Origin of the sequence: Vibrio sp. RM-41-2B, assembly GCF_024744415.1 — a bacterium.
Lineage (GTDB): Bacteria > Pseudomonadota > Gammaproteobacteria > Enterobacterales > Vibrionaceae > Vibrio > Vibrio diabolicus.
Genome location: NZ_JAMQWD010000019.1, coordinates 268178 through 284275, shown reverse-complemented (window position 1 = coordinate 284275; position 16098 = coordinate 268178). Strand labels below are relative to the sequence as shown.

Sequence of the window (16098 nt, the reverse complement as noted above, 5' to 3'; positions counted from 1 at the left end):
TTTTCATCTCGCACAATAGTAAAAAAAGAAGCAATGAAATAGAACATTATGCGGGTGGCCTTTAAACAAGGTTTCTACCCGCATTATTATGAAGGACGTTAGAGTCAGTTATGGGTAAATCACTCGTTATAGTGGAGTCACCAGCCAAGGCAAAGACGATAAATAAGTACCTTGGTAAAGACTTTATTGTTAAGTCTAGTGTTGGTCATGTGCGTGATCTGCCTACGGCCGGTCAAAGCACTGGTGAGAAAAAAGCCGCAGCCATCTCAACAAAAGGGATGAGTCCGGAAGAGAAAGCGCGCGTTAAAAAAGAGAAAGACCGCAAAGCGTTGATCAAAAAAATGGGGATTAACCCATATCATGACTGGGAAGCGAATTACCAAATCCTTCCAGGCAAAGAAAAAGTTGTCAACGAACTACAAAAACTCGCCAAAGACGCAGATTGCGTTTATCTCGCAACCGACTTGGACCGCGAAGGGGAAGCAATCGCATGGCACCTTCGTGAGATCATCGGTGGCGATGAAGAGCGATACAAACGTGTAGTTTTTAACGAAATTACGAAAAACGCGATCCAACAAGCTTTCCAAACACCTGGAGAGCTGAACATGGATGGTGTTAATGCCCAACAAGCGCGTCGCTTCATGGACCGTGTCGTTGGTTTTATGGTTTCACCTTTACTTTGGAAGAAAGTGGCTCGTGGTTTATCTGCTGGTCGCGTGCAGTCTGTTGCGGTGAAACTATTAGTTGAGCGTGAGCGTGAGATTAACGCGTTTGTACCAGAAGAATTCTGGGATATTCATGCGAATACGAAAACGAAAGACAAAGCGGACTTTAAACTACTTGTTGCTCAGAAAGATGGTTCTGCGTTTAAGCCAGTTAATGAGGCAGAAACCAAAGCAGCGATGTCTGTGCTTGAGAATGCAAGTTACGAAGTATGTAAGCGTGAAGATCGCCCGACGAAGAGCAAGCCTTCAGCACCTTACATCACCTCTACGCTTCAACAGGCAGCGAGTACACGTCTGGGCTACGGCGTGAAAAAGACCATGATGCTAGCTCAGCGCCTCTATGAGGCCGGTTACATCACTTATATGCGTACGGACTCGACTAACCTAAGTGCCGAGGCTGTGGACGCTGTACGTGACTTTATTGGTTCTGAGTTTGGTGATAAGTACTTACCAGCGAAACCGCTGACGTATGGTAGTAAAGAAGGGGCACAGGAAGCGCACGAAGCGATCCGTCCTTCAAATGTGGGTGTTAAAGCGGAAGACCTGCAAGGTGTCGATGCTGATGCGCACAAACTTTACGCTTTGATTTGGAATCAGTTTGTCGCGTGTCAAATGACGCCAGCAGAATACGATTCAACAACCATCAGTGTAAAAGCGGCAGAATACACGCTTAAAGCGAAAGGCCGTATCCTTAAATTTGATGGTTGGACTCGTGTACAGCGTCCAATGGGCAAAAACGAGGATACAATCCTTCCTGCGGTACAACTTGGCGATAAGCTAAGCTTAGAGTCACTTGACCCTAAACAGCACTTTACTAAGCCACCTGCGCGCTACACTGAAGCGGCACTGGTTAAAGAGCTGGAAAAACGAGGCATTGGCCGTCCTTCGACTTATGCATCGATCATTTCTACGATTCAAGATCGTGGTTACGTGAAAGTTGATCAGCGCCGTTTCTACGCTGAAAAAATGGGTGAAATTGTTACTGACCGCCTTGATGACAGCTTTAACGATTTGATGAACTACGACTTTACTGCGCGTATGGAACAGAAATTGGACCAAATCGCTGAAGGTGAAGTGAACTGGAAAGCTGTGTTAGACAACTTCTTTGCTGATTTTACTGGCGATCTTGAAAAAGCGGAGCTGGATGAGTCAGAAGGCGGTATGAAGTTAAACCACATCGTCATGACGGATATCGAGTGTCCGACGTGTAGCCGTCCAATGGGTATCCGTACTGCTTCGACAGGTGTGTTCTTAGGTTGTTCTGGTTACGCGTTACCACCAAAAGAGCGTTGTAAGACAACCATCAACTTGGGTGACGAAGAAGGTATTATTAACGTTCTAGAAGAAGACGTTGAAACGGCCGCGCTTCGTGCTAAAAAGCGTTGTCCGATCTGTGAAACGGCGATGGACGCATACCTGATTGATGACAAGCGTAAGATGCATGTTTGTGGTAATAACCCGAACTGTGAGGGCTACCTTGTTGAATACGGCGAGTTCAAAGTCAAAGGCTATGATGGTCCAGTTGTTGAATGTGACAAATGTGGCTCTGATATGGTGCTTAAAAACGGTCGCTTTGGTAAATACATGGACTGTACGAGTGAAACGTGTAAGAACACTCGTAAGATTCTGAAGAATGGTGAAGTCGCGCCACCGAAAGAAGATCCTGTTCATTTTCCCGAGTTGCCATGTGAAAACTCAGATGCGTATTTCGTACTTCGTGATGGTGCTTCAGGTCTATTTATGGCGGCAAGCAACTTCCCTAAATCGCGCGAGACACGTGCTCCTTTGGTTGCTGAACTGGCACGTTTTGAAGAGCGTTTACCTGAGAAGTTCAAATACCTAGCGACCGCACCGCAAGAAGATCCTGATGGTCGCCCTGCAGTTGTACGCTTTAGTCGCAAAACAAAAGAGAACTACGTTCGTTCGGAAGAGAACGGCAAACCATCTGGTTGGACAGCGCTCTTTGTTGAAGGTAAGTGGGAAGTCACAGATAAGCGTAAAAAAGCGAAAGCATAAAAATGCACCATTAAGGTAATGTAAAAAGGCAGCGATATCGCTGCCTTTTTTGCGTAGGGGCCGACAGTTTTCTCCTGCGCATTCTTCCTTTAATCGACCTTTCCTCACTTTAACAAGCACCATTGTCGCTAGAAAACACCAGAGTCACGATTTATTGGTAGCGAACGTATTTTTTATGTAAAAAACATTCGTCGTAACTTTCATTTTGCGTTCATATATTTGTTATATATTAAGCTCAAAAAGTCGGTGGTGTAGTGAATCCGTTCGTAAATTGTTTTCATAATGTAATCGTTTGCTTTTGCATGTGTGATCTAGATATCGTCTTGAGTAAGCAAGAACTGTATGGAACACAGAATGGCGTATTAAAAATTGTAATTTAGAACCTGCTTAGATAATTTATTACAAAAATTAGTGCAACTGTGTGCATTTTGCGTCGAAAAATAAGAAAAGAGTGGACGTTGCATACTGGAAGTGCCGTAGCTTTTTTATCGTGTTGTAAGAGTTCAAAGAAACTCCTGATACGGTTACTAAATGTATTCGCTTGACTCCCCGAGTATGACTCATTCAAGCGAGTACCAAATCCAAGCTATAACGATATGGAGAACAACAAATGGCTGGTGTTTTGGGAATGATTCTTGCTGGCGGTGAAGGCTCTCGTTTGAGACCTTTAACAGAATCTCGTAGTAAACCTTCGGTACCGTTTGGTGGTAGCTATCGATTGATCGATTTTGCTCTAAACAATTTTGTAAATGCGGATTTAATGCGCATTTACGTCCTCACCCAATTTAAATCTCAATCTTTGTTCCATCATTTAAAAAAGGGCTGGAACATTAATGGCATCACTGACCGCTTTATCGATCCTATTCCTGCTCAAATGCGCACTGGTAAGCGTTGGTACGAAGGAACGGCAGACGCGATCTATCAAAATCTCCGTTTTATGGAATTAGAGGAACCAGAGCAAGTTTGTATTTTTGGCTCTGACCATATCTATAAGATGGATATCAAACAAATGCTGAACTTCCATTCAGAAAAGCAGGCTTCTCTGACGGTATCTGCATTGCGTATGCCACTAAAAGAGGCGTCGCAATTTGGGGTTATCGAAGTGGACAGTGAAGGTCGCATGATAGGCTTTGAAGAGAAACCAGCAAACCCGAAGTCAATTCCTGGCGATCCTGATTACGCTTTAGTTTCAATGGGTAACTACGTTTTTGAAGCTCAGGTGTTATTCTCTGAGTTGGTTGAAGATGCGGATAATGAAGCTTCATCACATGATTTTGGGAAGGATATTATTCCTAAGATGTTCCCTCGAGGTGACGTGTTCGTGTATGACTTCAGTACTAACAAAATCAGCGGTGAAAGAGAAGAGGTGTACTGGCGTGACGTGGGAACCATTGATGCGTACTGGGAAGCGCACATGGATCTGCTAGAAAAAGACGCACCGTTTTCACTATATAACCGTAAATGGCCGCTGCATACTTATTATCCTCCATTGCCGCCAGCGACATTTACAGACTCTGATAATGGCCGTGTTCAGATCATCGACAGTTTGGTATGTAATGGCAGTTACGTCAGAGGCTCAAGAATAGAAAAGTCGGTGCTTGGGTTCCGCAGTAATATTGCATCTGCTTGCGATATCAGCGAATGTATCCTTCTTGGTGACGTGAAAATTGGCGAAGGCTGTGTTTTACGTCGTGTGATTGTCGATAAGGATGCCGATATTGCTCCTGGTACTCAGATTGGTGTGAATCTTCAAGAAGATAAAAAACACTTCCATGTGTCTGAGGAGGGCATTGTTGTTATTCCGAAAGGAGCTCGAGTTGGCTACTAACAACTTATCTATTCTGTTTGTAGCTTCTGAGGTTGAAGGCCTCATTAAAAGTGGTGGCTTGGCAGACGTTGCCAAGGCGCTACCGGAAGCCCTTCAAAACCTACAGCAAGACGTAAGAATTACCATCCCTGCGTACAGCAGTATTGATAAACTCGCTGACGCAGAAGTTGTATTAGAAACAGAACTAACATCATGGCCGCATACGGAGTATCGAGTTCTGCGGCTCATGCTAGGTCAAAATCCTGTTTATCTGATTGATTGTCAGCCGTATTTCAATCGACCATCGATGTATGCGGAGAACAACCAAGCGTATACCGATAACGGTGAGCGCTTTGCGTTTTTTAGTGCGGCATGTTTAGACATGTTGCCAAAGCTTGCTTTTCAGCCGGATATCATACACGCGAACGATTGGCACACTGGTCTTGTTCCATTTTTGCTCAAGCACAGGTATGGCAATGATCCGTTTTTTGCTCATACTAAAAGCGTCATTTCAATTCACAATGCGGTCTTTAAAGGCGTATTTAGTTATGAAGACGTGCAGTGCTTGCCAGAGTTTCATTGTCGAAACGTTCCCGATGCTGCGGTGAGTGCAACGCATATTACGATGCTCAAAGCTGGTGTAATGAATGCCGATAAGATAAACGCGGTCAGCCCTACGTACGCAGAGGAACTCAAAACAGAGCTTGGCAGTCATGGAATGGCTTGGGAGTTTCAGCAACGCGCGCAGGACTTAGTTGGTATTTTGAACGGTTGTGATTACAGTGCTTGGAACCCGGAAACGGATACTTACTTGCCAGTTAATTACTGCGCTGACCAACAAAGTATGACGCAAGGCAAGAAAGCGTGTAAACAAGCATTACAGCTGCGGCTAAATTTGCCTGAAAAAGATGTTGCTATGTTTGGTATGGTTTGTCGGTTGACCCAGCAGAAAGGTGTGCATTACTTGTTGCCTGCTTTGGCTGATTTTTTGAAGCACGATGTTCAACTAGTTGTCGTTGGGACCGGAGACCCTGTACTAGCCGCTCAGCTAGAAGAGGTTGCTGCACAGTTTTCTAGTAAATTTGTCTTCGTAGAAGCTTATGATAATGAACTTGCGCATATCGTTGAAGCGGGGTCTGATTTCTTTCTGATGCCTTCTGAGTTTGAACCATGTGGTTTGAATCAAATCTATAGTATGGCTTACGGTACATTGCCGATAGTACGTGGTGTCGGTGGTCTAAAAGACAGCGTCAACGATTATGATGTGAACCCTTCTGAAGCGACGGGGTTTGTTTTTTTCGAACCGACACCGCAGGCATTGTTGTTAACGATGCTAAGGGCACTGTTGCTCTATGCTCAAAACGAACCTGAAGTGAATAAAGTACAGTTGCACGCGATGCAACAAGATTTTTGTTGGCAAAAGGCCGCAGAAGCTTATTTGCAACTTTACAATTCGGCGTTAAATTGACTTAAAATTGTAACGAAAGGCACCGAATGAGGTGCCTTTATTATCTTGAGTAAGGGGAGTGTGGTAGGATGGCTTTTTACTCAATAGCACGACCTTTTTGATACTTGAATATGACCCAGCCGCTACTTTTTCATAAAACCTATTTGCACCCTACTAGTCATGAGTGGGTTGTATTTGTGCATGGTGCTGGCGGTAGCTCTTCTATCTGGTTCAAGCAAATCAAAGCTTACAAGCAACATTTTAACTTATTGCTGATCGATTTAAGAGGTCATGGAAAGTCAAATCAGTTACTTAAAGAGCTCATTGCCAGCCGTTATACCTTTACGGAAGTTACCCAAGATATTTTGAAAGTATTGGACCATTTAAAGATCCAATCCGCTCATTTTGTCGGTATGTCACTTGGTACCATTATTGTTCGAAACCTTGCTGAATTATCAGCAAAGCGCGTGCGTTCAATGGTACTCGGTGGTGCTGTCACAAGGCTCAATACTCGTTCTCAAATATTGGTTAAATTAGGTAATTTTTGTAAGCACATTCTGCCGTACATGTGGCTCTACAAACTTTTTGCGTACATTGTTATGCCACAGAGAAGCCAGCGAGAGTCTCGCCATCTTTTTATTCGTGAGGCCAAGAAGCTTTGCCAAAAAGAATTTAAACGTTGGTTTATTCTTGCTGCTGATGTAAATCCTTTAATGAAGTATTTTAAAGATCGAGAGTTACCCATTCCCACACTCTATTTAATGGGCGACAGAGATTACATGTTTATTAAGCCTGTTAAAGAAATGGTTGCGGCGCATAAGCTTAGTGTTTTACGAGAGATCCCCAACTGTGGTCATGTTTGTAATGTTGAGCGCCCTGAAGATTTCAATCAACATTCCATCGAATTTATTAAGCAGCAAACGGTTTCTGCTTAGCGCTTAATAAATCGATTGAGTAGGAGTAGGGGAGTTATTAAGGCTCCCCTATTTGATGTCCACATTGCCAACAAGCACCAAACTGCCCCTCGTTTACCTCATGGCACTTCGGGCACTGCCAATCTTGATACTCATTTCCATCGGATTGTTTGCGGTAGGCTTGTACTATTCCTTCTGCTTTTACTTGTTGTTTGGCGTCAAAAAGCCAGACATAAGGATCGGTATCATCACTAAACGGCAGCTCTCCTTTTAAACCGAAAATACCTTCTCCGCGGACTTCACAGTAAACTTGCTCGGTTTTCAATAATTCGCACACGATATGCGCTTCTGCTGGGTTTTTAGCAATGAATATTTTCATTAAACACGTCCACTTACTAATTATGAGTTTTGCTGACTCGGTGTTGGCCTTACTTTATTCATAACCCATTTAGTGATGATTGGAAACAGCCCCAGTAACGCAAAAGAGGCCAATACCGCAGGTGAAATAATGCCTGACAGGCTTTCAATTGTTGCTAACTGAGTACCGGCGTTTAAGTAAACTGCAGTGCCTGGCAACATACCTACTTGGCTAGTAAGGTAAAATCGACCTACAGACATTGGCGTTAAGCCCATCAACAAGTTGATAAGAAAGAAAGGGAATACCGGAATGAGACGCAAGGAAAATAGATAAAATGCACCGTCCTTTTCGACACCTTGGTTAATTGCGATTAACTTATTGCCAAACTTGTTTTGTACCCAGTCACGCAGCAAATATCGGCTGCTTAAAAATGCTAGCGTTGCACCCATAGTACTGGCGAAAGAAACCAGTAATAAGCTCGTCCAAAAACCAAATAGAGCCGCACCAAGTAATGTAACCACAGCAGCACCAGGAATAGAAAAAGCGGTAATTGCAATGTAGGCAAAAAAGTAAATAGCTGCCGAAAAAACAAAGTTCTGATCGATGTATGTGGTCAGCGCTTCTTGTTGGGCTTTTGCATTTTCCAACGTTAAATACTGACTAAAGTTAACGCCTAAAAAGATAATGATCGCGACCAGGATTAGGCCTAATATCAGTTTCTTATTCATATTTATGATTCCAATTTGGGATATATGTAATAAGACAGAAGGAAAGTCGAAAAAATTTCACAAAAAAACCGCAGATTAGACTGCGGTTTTACAAGATAGTTTTTAAGGCCGACTTTTATTGGAGGCCGTTCATCAACTCATCTCGGCGAGCTTGAGGCACAACGCTCCAATGAGTACCGTTAATAGCCCCTTCTAGTGCCCATAACAGCTCAATGTTGACGGTTGCAGAGTGCGTATCTCTTATCGCTTTATAAGCGTTGAGTGCACCTTCCTCTTCCAGTTTTTCTACTGACTCAATGCCTGCTTTTTTCAGCATGCGTTCAGTCGCCAGTCGTAAGTTAGGCAAATCTTTTAAGCGATTAGGCTTTGTAGTTGCTTGCTGTTCTTTTTCAAGCTTTGCCTTTTTCAACGATTGGTTAGCTACTTCGATTAAGCGTTCGCTAGACTCCCATAAATCGTTGGAAATTGCGTAGTACTTAGTAACGACTGGGAAGCCACGTTTTTTATAAACGTAAGGCTTTAGCCCTTGTTTCTCGAAGTCAGATGAAGTTTGTTGGTCTGCTCTTATATGAAGCTGATTATTTACAACTAGTGCAAACATTGTTTCATCAGCGAATAGTCCGAAGCCACCAAACATTGAGCGCGACTTGATATTACCAAGTGCCTCAAATAGCTTCATAGAGTCTTTGAGTATCGGTTTATCCATGTTTTGTTATCTCGGTGTAATTAATATTACGCCACCAAAAGTCAGGTCCGAGAGAGTAGCAAACATGCGCAAAAGCAATGTCATTACAGGGTAAAGTCATCGCTTGCACACTTGCCATCGGTAACCCCGCTACCTTCCATATAGTACTATGGTTCAGGCCGGAGGCTTTGCGTCCCACCCTTTCGAATGGTTTGCCCTGTGCGTGACAGAGTGAGCATACTTCGTATATTGAATTAACATCACGTTTTACCCGTGAAAGTGTGATTTCGGTTCAATAAAAAGTGTCGACAAGCGCATGTTTGTGCATATTTGAGAATAAGGCGGGATGATCTCGAGGTTGTGAGGGTGTGTGATTTACCTACATATAAAACAGAGACTTAGAGATTCGAGATTTTTTGTCTAACAAACCTAAGTCAGGGAAAAGTTATTTAGAGATAAAAATAAGCGCCCTTTTAGAGCGCTTATTTGACATCGTTATATTTGGCGAATATTAGTTCATTTTCTTCACGGTGTTTCGAATTACAAGCTCAGGTTGCATTTCGAAAATTCGCTTTTCGTGTTCTTTATCTTTGATTCGCTCAAGTAGGATCTCGAACGCATTTTTACCCACACGACGTTTAGGTTGGTGGATAGTTGTTAACGGTGGAGAGAAGTATTCCGCAAGCTCGATGTTGTCGTAGCCGATCACTGAAATATCATCAGGAACTTTGATACCGTTTTGTTGTAGGCGGCTCATTAGGCCCAAAGCCATTGTATCGTTAAAACAGAATACCGCTGTCGGACGTTTGTCCATTGCTGTAATTTTATCTGCGACTAATACGGCCGTATCACATTCAAAGTTACCTTCAAGGATCCAATCTTCATTTACAGCTAGGTTTGCTTCGCTCATCGCGCGACGGAAACCTGCAATGCGCTCTTGGCAAGCAAGTTTTTCAAAATGACCGCTTAGACAAGCAATATCAGTATGGCCATTGTCGATCAGATGTTTGGTTGCGATGTAGCCACCTTCTTCTGAGTTATCCATGATCTTGTCCGCTTGTGAGCTTTCTGGACCCCAATCCATGACCACTTTAGGAATGTCGGCATGACGGTCAAGCATCTCTTTAAGCTCTTCGGTTAAGTCAGAACACATCACTAGGATGCCATCAACACGTTTTTCAGCCAGCATACGGATGTAATCGCGTTGTTTTTCGTAAATCCCACCCGTATTACACAGAATCAGAGTGTAGCCTTGGCGGTAACAGTAGCTCTCAACCCCGTCAATCACTTCTGAGAAGAATAGGTTGGTTGACTGCGTTACTAACATGCCAATCGTACGAGTTGAGTTGCACTTTAGGCTGCGTGCAACCGCACTTGGCGCGTAATTCAACTCGTCCACGGCTTTCATTACTTTTTCTTGCGTTGCTTCTGCAACGAAACGCGTTTTATTGATAACGTGCGAAACTGTCGTAGTGGAAACGCCGGCTAAGCGAGCAACGTCTTTTATAGTGGCCATAAATGGTGTCCTGTATCGAGCTACTGAAATATGTCGTGTTGGATGTACCTGATGCTCTAATGGTTTTACACCCAGCAATCTAAGGTTGGCGCTAAGTGTTTCGGCAGCGGTTGGTCCAAGTACGACAAAAGGGTACGTAGCAGCATCGGTCGATGAATTTTATCTTTTTTCTATCTGATGAGAAATTGCCATCAACCTGTTAAAAAACACAAAAACCGCTATATTTCAGCGGTTTACATATAAATCATATTTAATCGTTTGCGCTCACATTTTAGCCCTATGTGGACTGACTAGCAATGTTTTCAGCAAGAGATTTGTGTATTTGAAGTCACATTTTGACTGCTAAATAACCAAGCGTCTTTGAGCTAAGTTAAGGCAAACGAATAATATACCCAACTTACTTACATTCAGTTATTTCAGGTATACAGGAAGCCCGATAGGCGGGCTCCTTAAAAATAGGCGGCAATTATTCACCAAGAAGGTAAGCGCTGTCTAGTTTACAAAATGCAACTAATAGTTTCGCGACGCTCGAGTAGAACCCAAATTCGTCGAATTGTTTACATTTGTCTGCAAACTGAGGTAACCAAGACATTAACTGTTGCTGGATAAAGTCGTTTTGTTTAACGAAGGCTTCTTCCATGTGTTTTTCTTGCTCAAGTTCGTTTGAGCGGATAATCATGTTGCCGAGAAAGTCGAGTTCAACGGCTAAGTGGTCCGCAGGCTCTTTTAGATTTTCATCTACTTGAACGCCAAATTCTGCCATCAACTTTTCCATTTCCTCGGCTGGCTTGTCATTCAGCAAACCTGATTCACCGATGTACATCGATGCGTAAGGAAGAGCGCCGTATTTTTCTGTCTTCAAAAACAGTTCACAAAAGTCAGCAGCAAGCTCCAATTGAGCGTCTTCACGATCTTGCAATCGGTTTAGCGCATCAACGAGGCTATCAACGGCTGGTTTCAGCGACTCATTTTCACCTAAACCTGCTAGAAAACTGCGAATTTCAACACTGTGGTAGGCTTCCAGCTCTTTCTCTGTTAGCTCTTTTGCGAACAAGCTCGAAAACCACCAGTAAATTTCAGCGCGTTTTTCATTAAAAGCTTTCACTTCTTGCATTTTGGGCTCCTGAATGATGCTTCAAGTTGTGCATCACAAAGTCAATTAGGGATATCCCCTAAGTGTAATCAATTAAAATGAATAGCAGTAACTATAATTATTATGTTTTATGGTCAAAAATTAACGTTTGTTAATAGCGATGGGTAAGCTTGTTTTGAATCAATAAAAACGCTAAATCTTGCTTTTTAGTGTATCTATGACTAGAAATGTTACTAGTTATGAATAGAATACGTCTTGGATAATAAGAAGACATAAAAGTGGTGTAAATGAGCTATCACGTATTAGTCGTAGAAGATGATGTTGTAACTCGTAGTAAGCTTGCGGGATATTTCCAAAATGAGGGTTACCAAGTCAGCGAAGCAGAGAGTGGCGCAGAAATGCGTGAGGTCCTGCAAGCGGGTGATGTAGACCTAATCATGCTGGATATCAACCTGCCGGGTGAAGACGGCCTGATGCTTACTCGTGAATTCCGTAGCCAATCGGATATTGGTATCATATTAGTAACAGGACGCACGGATAGCATTGATAAAATCGTAGGCCTAGAAATGGGCGCTGACGATTATGTGACAAAACCTTTTGAACTGAGGGAATTGTTGGTTCGCGTTAAAAACTTGCTGTGGCGTATTTCAGCAGCGCGTAGCGGTAGCGCGAAAGCGAACGAAACCAGTGAAGAACATATTGTACGTTTTGGAGAGTGGACATTCGACATTCAACGTCGTGCGCTGAGCCGTAACGGCGAACCCGTAAAATTGACCAAAGCAGAATACGAACTTTTGGTGGCGTTATCGTCTTACCCTAACCAGGTGTTAAGTCGCGAGCGTATTTTGAATATGATCAGCCACCGAGTTGATGCTCCCAATGATCGTACTATTGATGTTCTTATTCGACGTATGCGCGCAAAAATGGAGTTTGATCCAAAGAACCCGCAAATTTTTGTGACGGTGCACGGCGAAGGCTATATGTTTGCTGGTGATTAAACTGAACAAACCTAAGTCTTAAAAAGAAAAAGGAGAGCTTCGGCTCTCCTTTTTTGTGGTTTCAAGATAGTACTACTTTGCTTCAACCATTGGTGTTTGGCCGACAGTATCACGCAACCTTTGCCAAATGCTGCCCAAGTACTCATGCCAATAAAGCTCTGTTTGTTCTAAGTAACGCGCTTTAGGTAAGTATTTATCCCAAGGTTGACTGATTTCGCTAATAGCCAAGAAGTTGGTCGGGGCTGGGATTGGTTTAATGCCTGCTGCGTTGAACTCATACAATGCACGGCTCATGTGGCTCGCAGAAGTGACTAACACAATCTCCTTTTGTTGAACGAATGCAGCCGCTTGACGCGCCTCTTCCCACGTATCTTTCGCATCTTCTAATAAAATGATATCGGATTTCGCGACTCCCAACGCAAGGGCAACGTTCGCCATCATTCTCGCATGGCTAATTTCAGAACCGCCAGCATAGCCAGACAAAATTAATTTAGCACCTGGATACATTCTTAAAATACGAATGCCTTCAGTTAAGCGCATTAATGCTGCACGGCTTAACTGCGAGGTGGGTGGAATTTCGTCATCGATAACATGACCATTCCCTAAAACCATCACGTAGTCGATGGTGCCAGAAACTGGCAAAAAGGCTTTATGCTCTCGCTCTAATGGCATAAGAAGCTTGGTTGAAACAGGTTGGAAGGCAACAAGAAAAATGCCAACAAAAGAGAATAGAACAACGAAGCAGCCAGTTTTACGTTTTGTGGTAAAACTAATGAGAGCAAGACCCAACAAGCCTATCAGCAGCAATGCCGGAAGTGGCATAAGCAAGGCTGACACTACTTTTTTCAGCTCAAACATACATAAATAGTCCGAAAAAACATCAATTGATAATAAAAATGAGGGTACCCCTCTTTATTCCTGCTTTCCTTGTGCCAGAATAGCGGCACAATCCGTTATGATAACTCAGCAGAAGTGACAGAAGACCGCAATTTCGACGATATCGCCCACAAATTTGCAAAAAATATTTACGGCTCCGACAAAGGGGAGATCCGCCAAATCATTGTGTGGGAAGATTTTCTACAGATTCTAAGTGAATTAGATGCTGACCAGCAACCCCTAGAGGTGTTGGATGCTGGTGGTGGTTTGGCACAAATGTCGCAAAAGCTTGCTAAGCTCGGACATCGAATCGCTTTATGTGATCTATCTTCGGAAATGCTGCAGTTGGCTAAGCAGGATATTGAAAAAAACGGTTTGCTTGAGCAGTATCGCCTGATTCATTCGCCTGTCCAATCCATTGGTGAGCATATGGGTGAACAGGTGGATCTTGTTATGTTTCACGCCGTCATGGAGTGGTTGGTCGATCCTAAGGCCGCACTTGAAACGGTACTAGAACAAGTAAAACCGGGAGGCATTGCATCAGTGATGTTCTATAACCACCATGGTTTAGTCTATAAAAACGTGGTTTGTGGCAACATTCCTCATATATTAGACGGCATGCCCCACCGAAAAAGATTTAAACTACAGCCGCAAAAAGGCTTAAAACCTGAAGAAGTCTACCAATGGATAGAAGATTCAGGCTTTAGTATTTGTGGCAAATCTGGTATCCGCTCATTTAGTGATTACATAGGTAATATGCAATACATGGGCGATTACGAGTTTGAAGATGTGTTGGCGCTAGAAAAACAACTTTGTCGACAAGAGCCATACCTCTCATTAGGCCGCTACATTCATGTGTGGGCTAAAAAGAACGATAAACAGGAATAACAATGAGTGAGATGACTCTCAATGCTGCAGAGCAACCAATCGATGAGTTGGTTGGCTGGGTTAAGCAGCACGATTTCTCGTTGAACCTGACCACAGAGCGATTGGCATTCTTAATAGCCATTGCCGTACTGAGTAATGAAAGGTTCGATGAAGAATTGGGTGAAGGTGAATTGCATGATGCGTTTGCCATCGTCACTCGATTATTTGATGAGACTGGCGAAGCATCCGCTTTTCGTGCTAACAACGCCATCAACGAGATGGTAAAGCAGCGCCTTATTAGCCGTTTTGTCAGTGAGATTACTGATGGAGCGAGCATTTACCGCTTGTCGCCTTTAGCGATAGGAATTACCGATTACTACGTGCGTCATCGTGAGTTCTCGAAACTGCGCCTTTCTATTCAACTGTCTATGGTGGCAGATGAAATGGCGAAAGCGATTGAGGCAGCACAAAAAGGTGGCACACCGGGCCACTGGAAGAAAAACGTATACGGAGTTTTAAAATATTCTGTAGGCGAAATCTTCGATCAAATCGATCTTAACCAACGTGTGATGGATGAGCAGCAGCAATCTGTAAAACAACAAATTGCCGATCTGCTAAATAAAGACTGGCGCGAAGCGATCAACAACTGTGAAGCGCTCCTATCAGAAACATCAAGCACGTTGCGTGAACTTCAAGATACGCTGCAAGCCGCCAGTGATGAACTGCAAACTCAGATCCTAGATATTCAAGAAATTGTGTACGGCGATCCTGAGCTAGAGTTTATCGAAGAAGCGTTGTTTGGTCTGCAAATGAAGCTGGATCGAATCACAAGCTGGGGCCAGCAAGCGATCGACCTTTGGATTGGTTACGACCGACATGTGCACAAGTTCATCCGTACTGCAATTGATATGGATAAGAACCGTGCGTTTAGCTCGCGTCTACGTCAATCCGTCAAAGATTACTTCGATGCGCCTTGGTATCTGACTTATGCAGATGCGGAAAGGCTTTCTGACCTTCGTGATGAGGCCCTAGTCCTGCGTGATGACGAGGTAACGGGTCAAGTTCCGATGGAAGTAGAATACGAAGAGTTTCAACAAGTCAATGATGAGTTGTCTGAACGAATTGGTGACATGCTAAAAGCGCATAAAGATCAAGGCACGCCAATCGACTTGAGTGTGGTATTGCGAGATTACCTTGCACAGCATCCTTACACTCATCATTTTGATTTAGCTCGCATTATCGTTGATCAAGCCGTACGTCTGGGGTATTCAGAATCGGATTACCAAGCGATTCAACCGGACTGGAAAGCAATCAACGAATTTGGGGCAAAGGTACAAGCGAATGTCATCGACCGATACTAATGAATACATGTCAGAGAATCTGGCAAAAGCAATTTCTAACCCTCTGTTCCCAGCGCTAGACAGCATGCTACGAGCTGGGCGTCATATCTCAAGTGAAGATCTGGACAACCACGCGTTGCTGTCGGATTTCGAACTTGAGCTTTCTTCTTTCTACCAACGCTACAACACCGAATTGGTGAAAGCGCCAGAAGGTTTCTTCTACCTTCGTCCACGTTCAACTTCTTTGATTGGCCGCAGTGTGCTTTCTGAGCTGGATATGCTGGTGGGTAAGGTACTGTGTTTCCTTTACCTAAGCCCAGAGCGTCTTGCGCACGAAGGCATCTTCACTAACCAAGAGTTGTACGACGAGCTACTTGCTCTGGCTGATGAAAACAAGCTGATGAAGCTAGTGACGAACCGTGCTACCGGTTCTGACCTTGATAAAGAAAAGCTGTTTGAAAAAGTACGTACGTCACTTCGTCGTCTACGTCGCCTAGGCATGATCATCAACATCGGTGAGACTGGTAAATTCAGCATCAGTGAAGCTGTATTCCGCTTTGGTGCCGATGTACGTATTGGCGATGATATGCGTGAAGCGCAGCTACGTCTGATCCGTGATGGTGAAGCGGTAGTGCACACCAAAGAGCCAAGCCAAGGCAGCCTATTGTCTGAAGAAGAACAAGACGACCAAGCCCAAGAAGAAACAACAGAAGAGGGTGAAGCATGAG

Annotated in this window: 14 protein-coding genes and 1 riboswitch; of the genes, 8 read left to right on the top strand and 6 right to left on the bottom strand. The window is 43.6% G+C overall.

What is annotated here, in order from left to right:
* Positions 1-110 precede the first annotated feature (110 nt).
* The 4 genes from topA (at position 111) to NB463_RS14245 (ending at position 6930) form a co-directional block, all read left to right on the top strand.
* A complete protein-coding gene (gene topA / locus NB463_RS14260) occupies positions 111-2741 on the top strand; it encodes a type I DNA topoisomerase (RefSeq protein WP_005390711.1) in 2631 nt (876 codons plus the stop codon).
* Positions 2742-3351: 610 nt separating this feature from the next.
* Positions 3352-4569, top strand: a complete 1218-nt coding sequence (gene glgC / locus NB463_RS14255; RefSeq protein ID WP_005390714.1) for a glucose-1-phosphate adenylyltransferase — start codon at positions 3352-3354, stop codon at positions 4567-4569.
* Positions 4559-6016: a glycogen synthase GlgA gene (glgA, locus tag NB463_RS14250; RefSeq protein ID WP_074191078.1), complete on the top strand. Its 1458-nt coding sequence runs from the start codon at positions 4559-4561 to the stop codon at positions 6014-6016. The genes glgC and glgA overlap by 11 nt, the downstream gene beginning before the upstream one ends.
* Before the next feature lie 110 nt (positions 6017-6126).
* Entirely contained in the window at positions 6127-6930 is an 804-nt protein-coding gene (locus NB463_RS14245) for an alpha/beta fold hydrolase (protein WP_258430668.1), read from the top strand.
* Between the two features lie 37 nt (positions 6931-6967).
* On the opposite strand, the gene NB463_RS14240 is transcribed toward NB463_RS14245, so the two are convergent.
* From NB463_RS14240 to torD, 5 genes are all read right to left on the bottom strand, one after another.
* Positions 6968-7288 (bottom strand): hypothetical protein, encoded by a 321-nt coding sequence (locus NB463_RS14240; RefSeq protein ID WP_005390719.1) that lies wholly within the window; start codon positions 7286-7288, stop codon positions 6968-6970.
* A 20-nt stretch (positions 7289-7308) separates the two neighbouring features.
* A complete protein-coding gene (locus tag NB463_RS14235; RefSeq protein ID WP_046874737.1) occupies positions 7309-7995 on the bottom strand; it encodes a TVP38/TMEM64 family protein in 687 nt (228 codons plus the stop codon).
* A 115-nt stretch (positions 7996-8110) separates the two neighbouring features.
* Complete coding sequence (locus NB463_RS14230) at positions 8111-8701, bottom strand: TfoX/Sxy family DNA transformation protein (RefSeq protein ID WP_005390721.1); 591 nt, start codon at positions 8699-8701, stop codon at positions 8111-8113.
* Between the two features lie 116 nt (positions 8702-8817).
* Positions 8818-8907: riboswitch (cyclic di-GMP riboswitch) on the bottom strand.
* Positions 8908-9191: 284 nt separating this feature from the next.
* Positions 9192-10196 carry an HTH-type transcriptional repressor PurR gene (purR, locus tag NB463_RS14225; RefSeq protein ID WP_053807169.1) on the bottom strand — a complete coding sequence of 335 codons (1005 nt, stop codon included), beginning with the start codon at positions 10194-10196 and terminating at the stop codon, positions 9192-9194.
* A gap of 466 nt (positions 10197-10662) precedes the next feature.
* The gene (torD, locus tag NB463_RS14220; RefSeq protein WP_006742122.1) at positions 10663-11310 is read right to left on the bottom strand and encodes a molecular chaperone TorD; all 648 of its coding nucleotides are present in this window, start codon (positions 11308-11310) and stop codon (positions 10663-10665) included.
* A 266-nt stretch (positions 11311-11576) separates the two neighbouring features.
* Here torD and torR point away from each other — a divergent pair, with 266 nt between their 5' ends.
* Entirely contained in the window at positions 11577-12287 is a 711-nt protein-coding gene (torR, locus tag NB463_RS14215; RefSeq protein WP_258430667.1) for a two-component system response regulator TorR, read from the top strand.
* A 72-nt stretch (positions 12288-12359) separates the two neighbouring features.
* Here the strand turns inward: torR and elyC are convergent, their stop codons facing one another.
* Complete coding sequence (gene elyC, locus NB463_RS14210; RefSeq protein WP_258430666.1) at positions 12360-13145, bottom strand: envelope biogenesis factor ElyC; 786 nt, start codon at positions 13143-13145, stop codon at positions 12360-12362.
* A gap of 114 nt (positions 13146-13259) precedes the next feature.
* Between elyC and cmoM the strand changes: the two genes are divergently transcribed.
* The 3 genes from cmoM to mukE are packed head-to-tail and all read left to right on the top strand — an operon-like array spanning position 13260 to position 16097.
* Positions 13260-14051 carry a tRNA uridine 5-oxyacetic acid(34) methyltransferase CmoM gene (gene cmoM, locus NB463_RS14205; RefSeq protein ID WP_031780158.1) on the top strand — a complete coding sequence of 264 codons (792 nt, stop codon included), beginning with the start codon at positions 13260-13262 and terminating at the stop codon, positions 14049-14051.
* A gap of 2 nt (positions 14052-14053) precedes the next feature.
* Positions 14054-15391 (top strand): chromosome partition protein MukF, encoded by a 1338-nt coding sequence (mukF, locus tag NB463_RS14200; protein WP_048626187.1) that lies wholly within the window; start codon positions 14054-14056, stop codon positions 15389-15391.
* On the top strand, positions 15372-16097 hold the full coding sequence (mukE, locus tag NB463_RS14195; RefSeq protein WP_005390733.1) for a chromosome partition protein MukE: 726 nt from the start codon (positions 15372-15374) through the stop codon (positions 16095-16097). Before mukF ends, mukE begins: the two co-directional genes overlap by 20 nt.
* Position 16098 lies beyond the last annotated feature (1 nt).

Bases quoted from the DNA above. Each gene is read 5' to 3' on its own strand.
- topA (WP_005390711.1), top strand. From the start codon at position 111: ATGGGTAAATCACTCGTTATAGTGGAGTCACCAGCCAAGGCAAAGACG.
- glgC (WP_005390714.1), top strand. From the start codon at position 3,352: ATGGCTGGTGTTTTGGGAATGATTCTTGCTGGCGGTGAAGGCTCTCGT.
- NB463_RS14245 (WP_258430668.1), top strand. From the start codon at position 6,127: ATGACCCAGCCGCTACTTTTTCATAAAACCTATTTGCACCCTACTAGT.
- NB463_RS14240 (WP_005390719.1), bottom strand. From the start codon at position 7,288: ATGAAAATATTCATTGCTAAAAACCCAGCAGAAGCGCATATCGTGTGC.
- NB463_RS14235 (WP_046874737.1), bottom strand. From the start codon at position 7,995: ATGAATAAGAAACTGATATTAGGCCTAATCCTGGTCGCGATCATTATC.
- NB463_RS14230 (WP_005390721.1), bottom strand. From the start codon at position 8,701: ATGGATAAACCGATACTCAAAGACTCTATGAAGCTATTTGAGGCACTT.
- purR (WP_053807169.1), bottom strand. From the start codon at position 10,196: ATGGCCACTATAAAAGACGTTGCTCGCTTAGCCGGCGTTTCCACTACG.
- torD (WP_006742122.1), bottom strand. From the start codon at position 11,310: ATGCAAGAAGTGAAAGCTTTTAATGAAAAACGCGCTGAAATTTACTGG.
- torR (WP_258430667.1), top strand. From the start codon at position 11,577: ATGAGCTATCACGTATTAGTCGTAGAAGATGATGTTGTAACTCGTAGT.
- elyC (WP_258430666.1), bottom strand. From the start codon at position 13,145: ATGTTTGAGCTGAAAAAAGTAGTGTCAGCCTTGCTTATGCCACTTCCG.
- mukF (WP_048626187.1), top strand. From the start codon at position 14,054: ATGAGTGAGATGACTCTCAATGCTGCAGAGCAACCAATCGATGAGTTG.
- mukE (WP_005390733.1), top strand. From the start codon at position 15,372: ATGTCATCGACCGATACTAATGAATACATGTCAGAGAATCTGGCAAAA.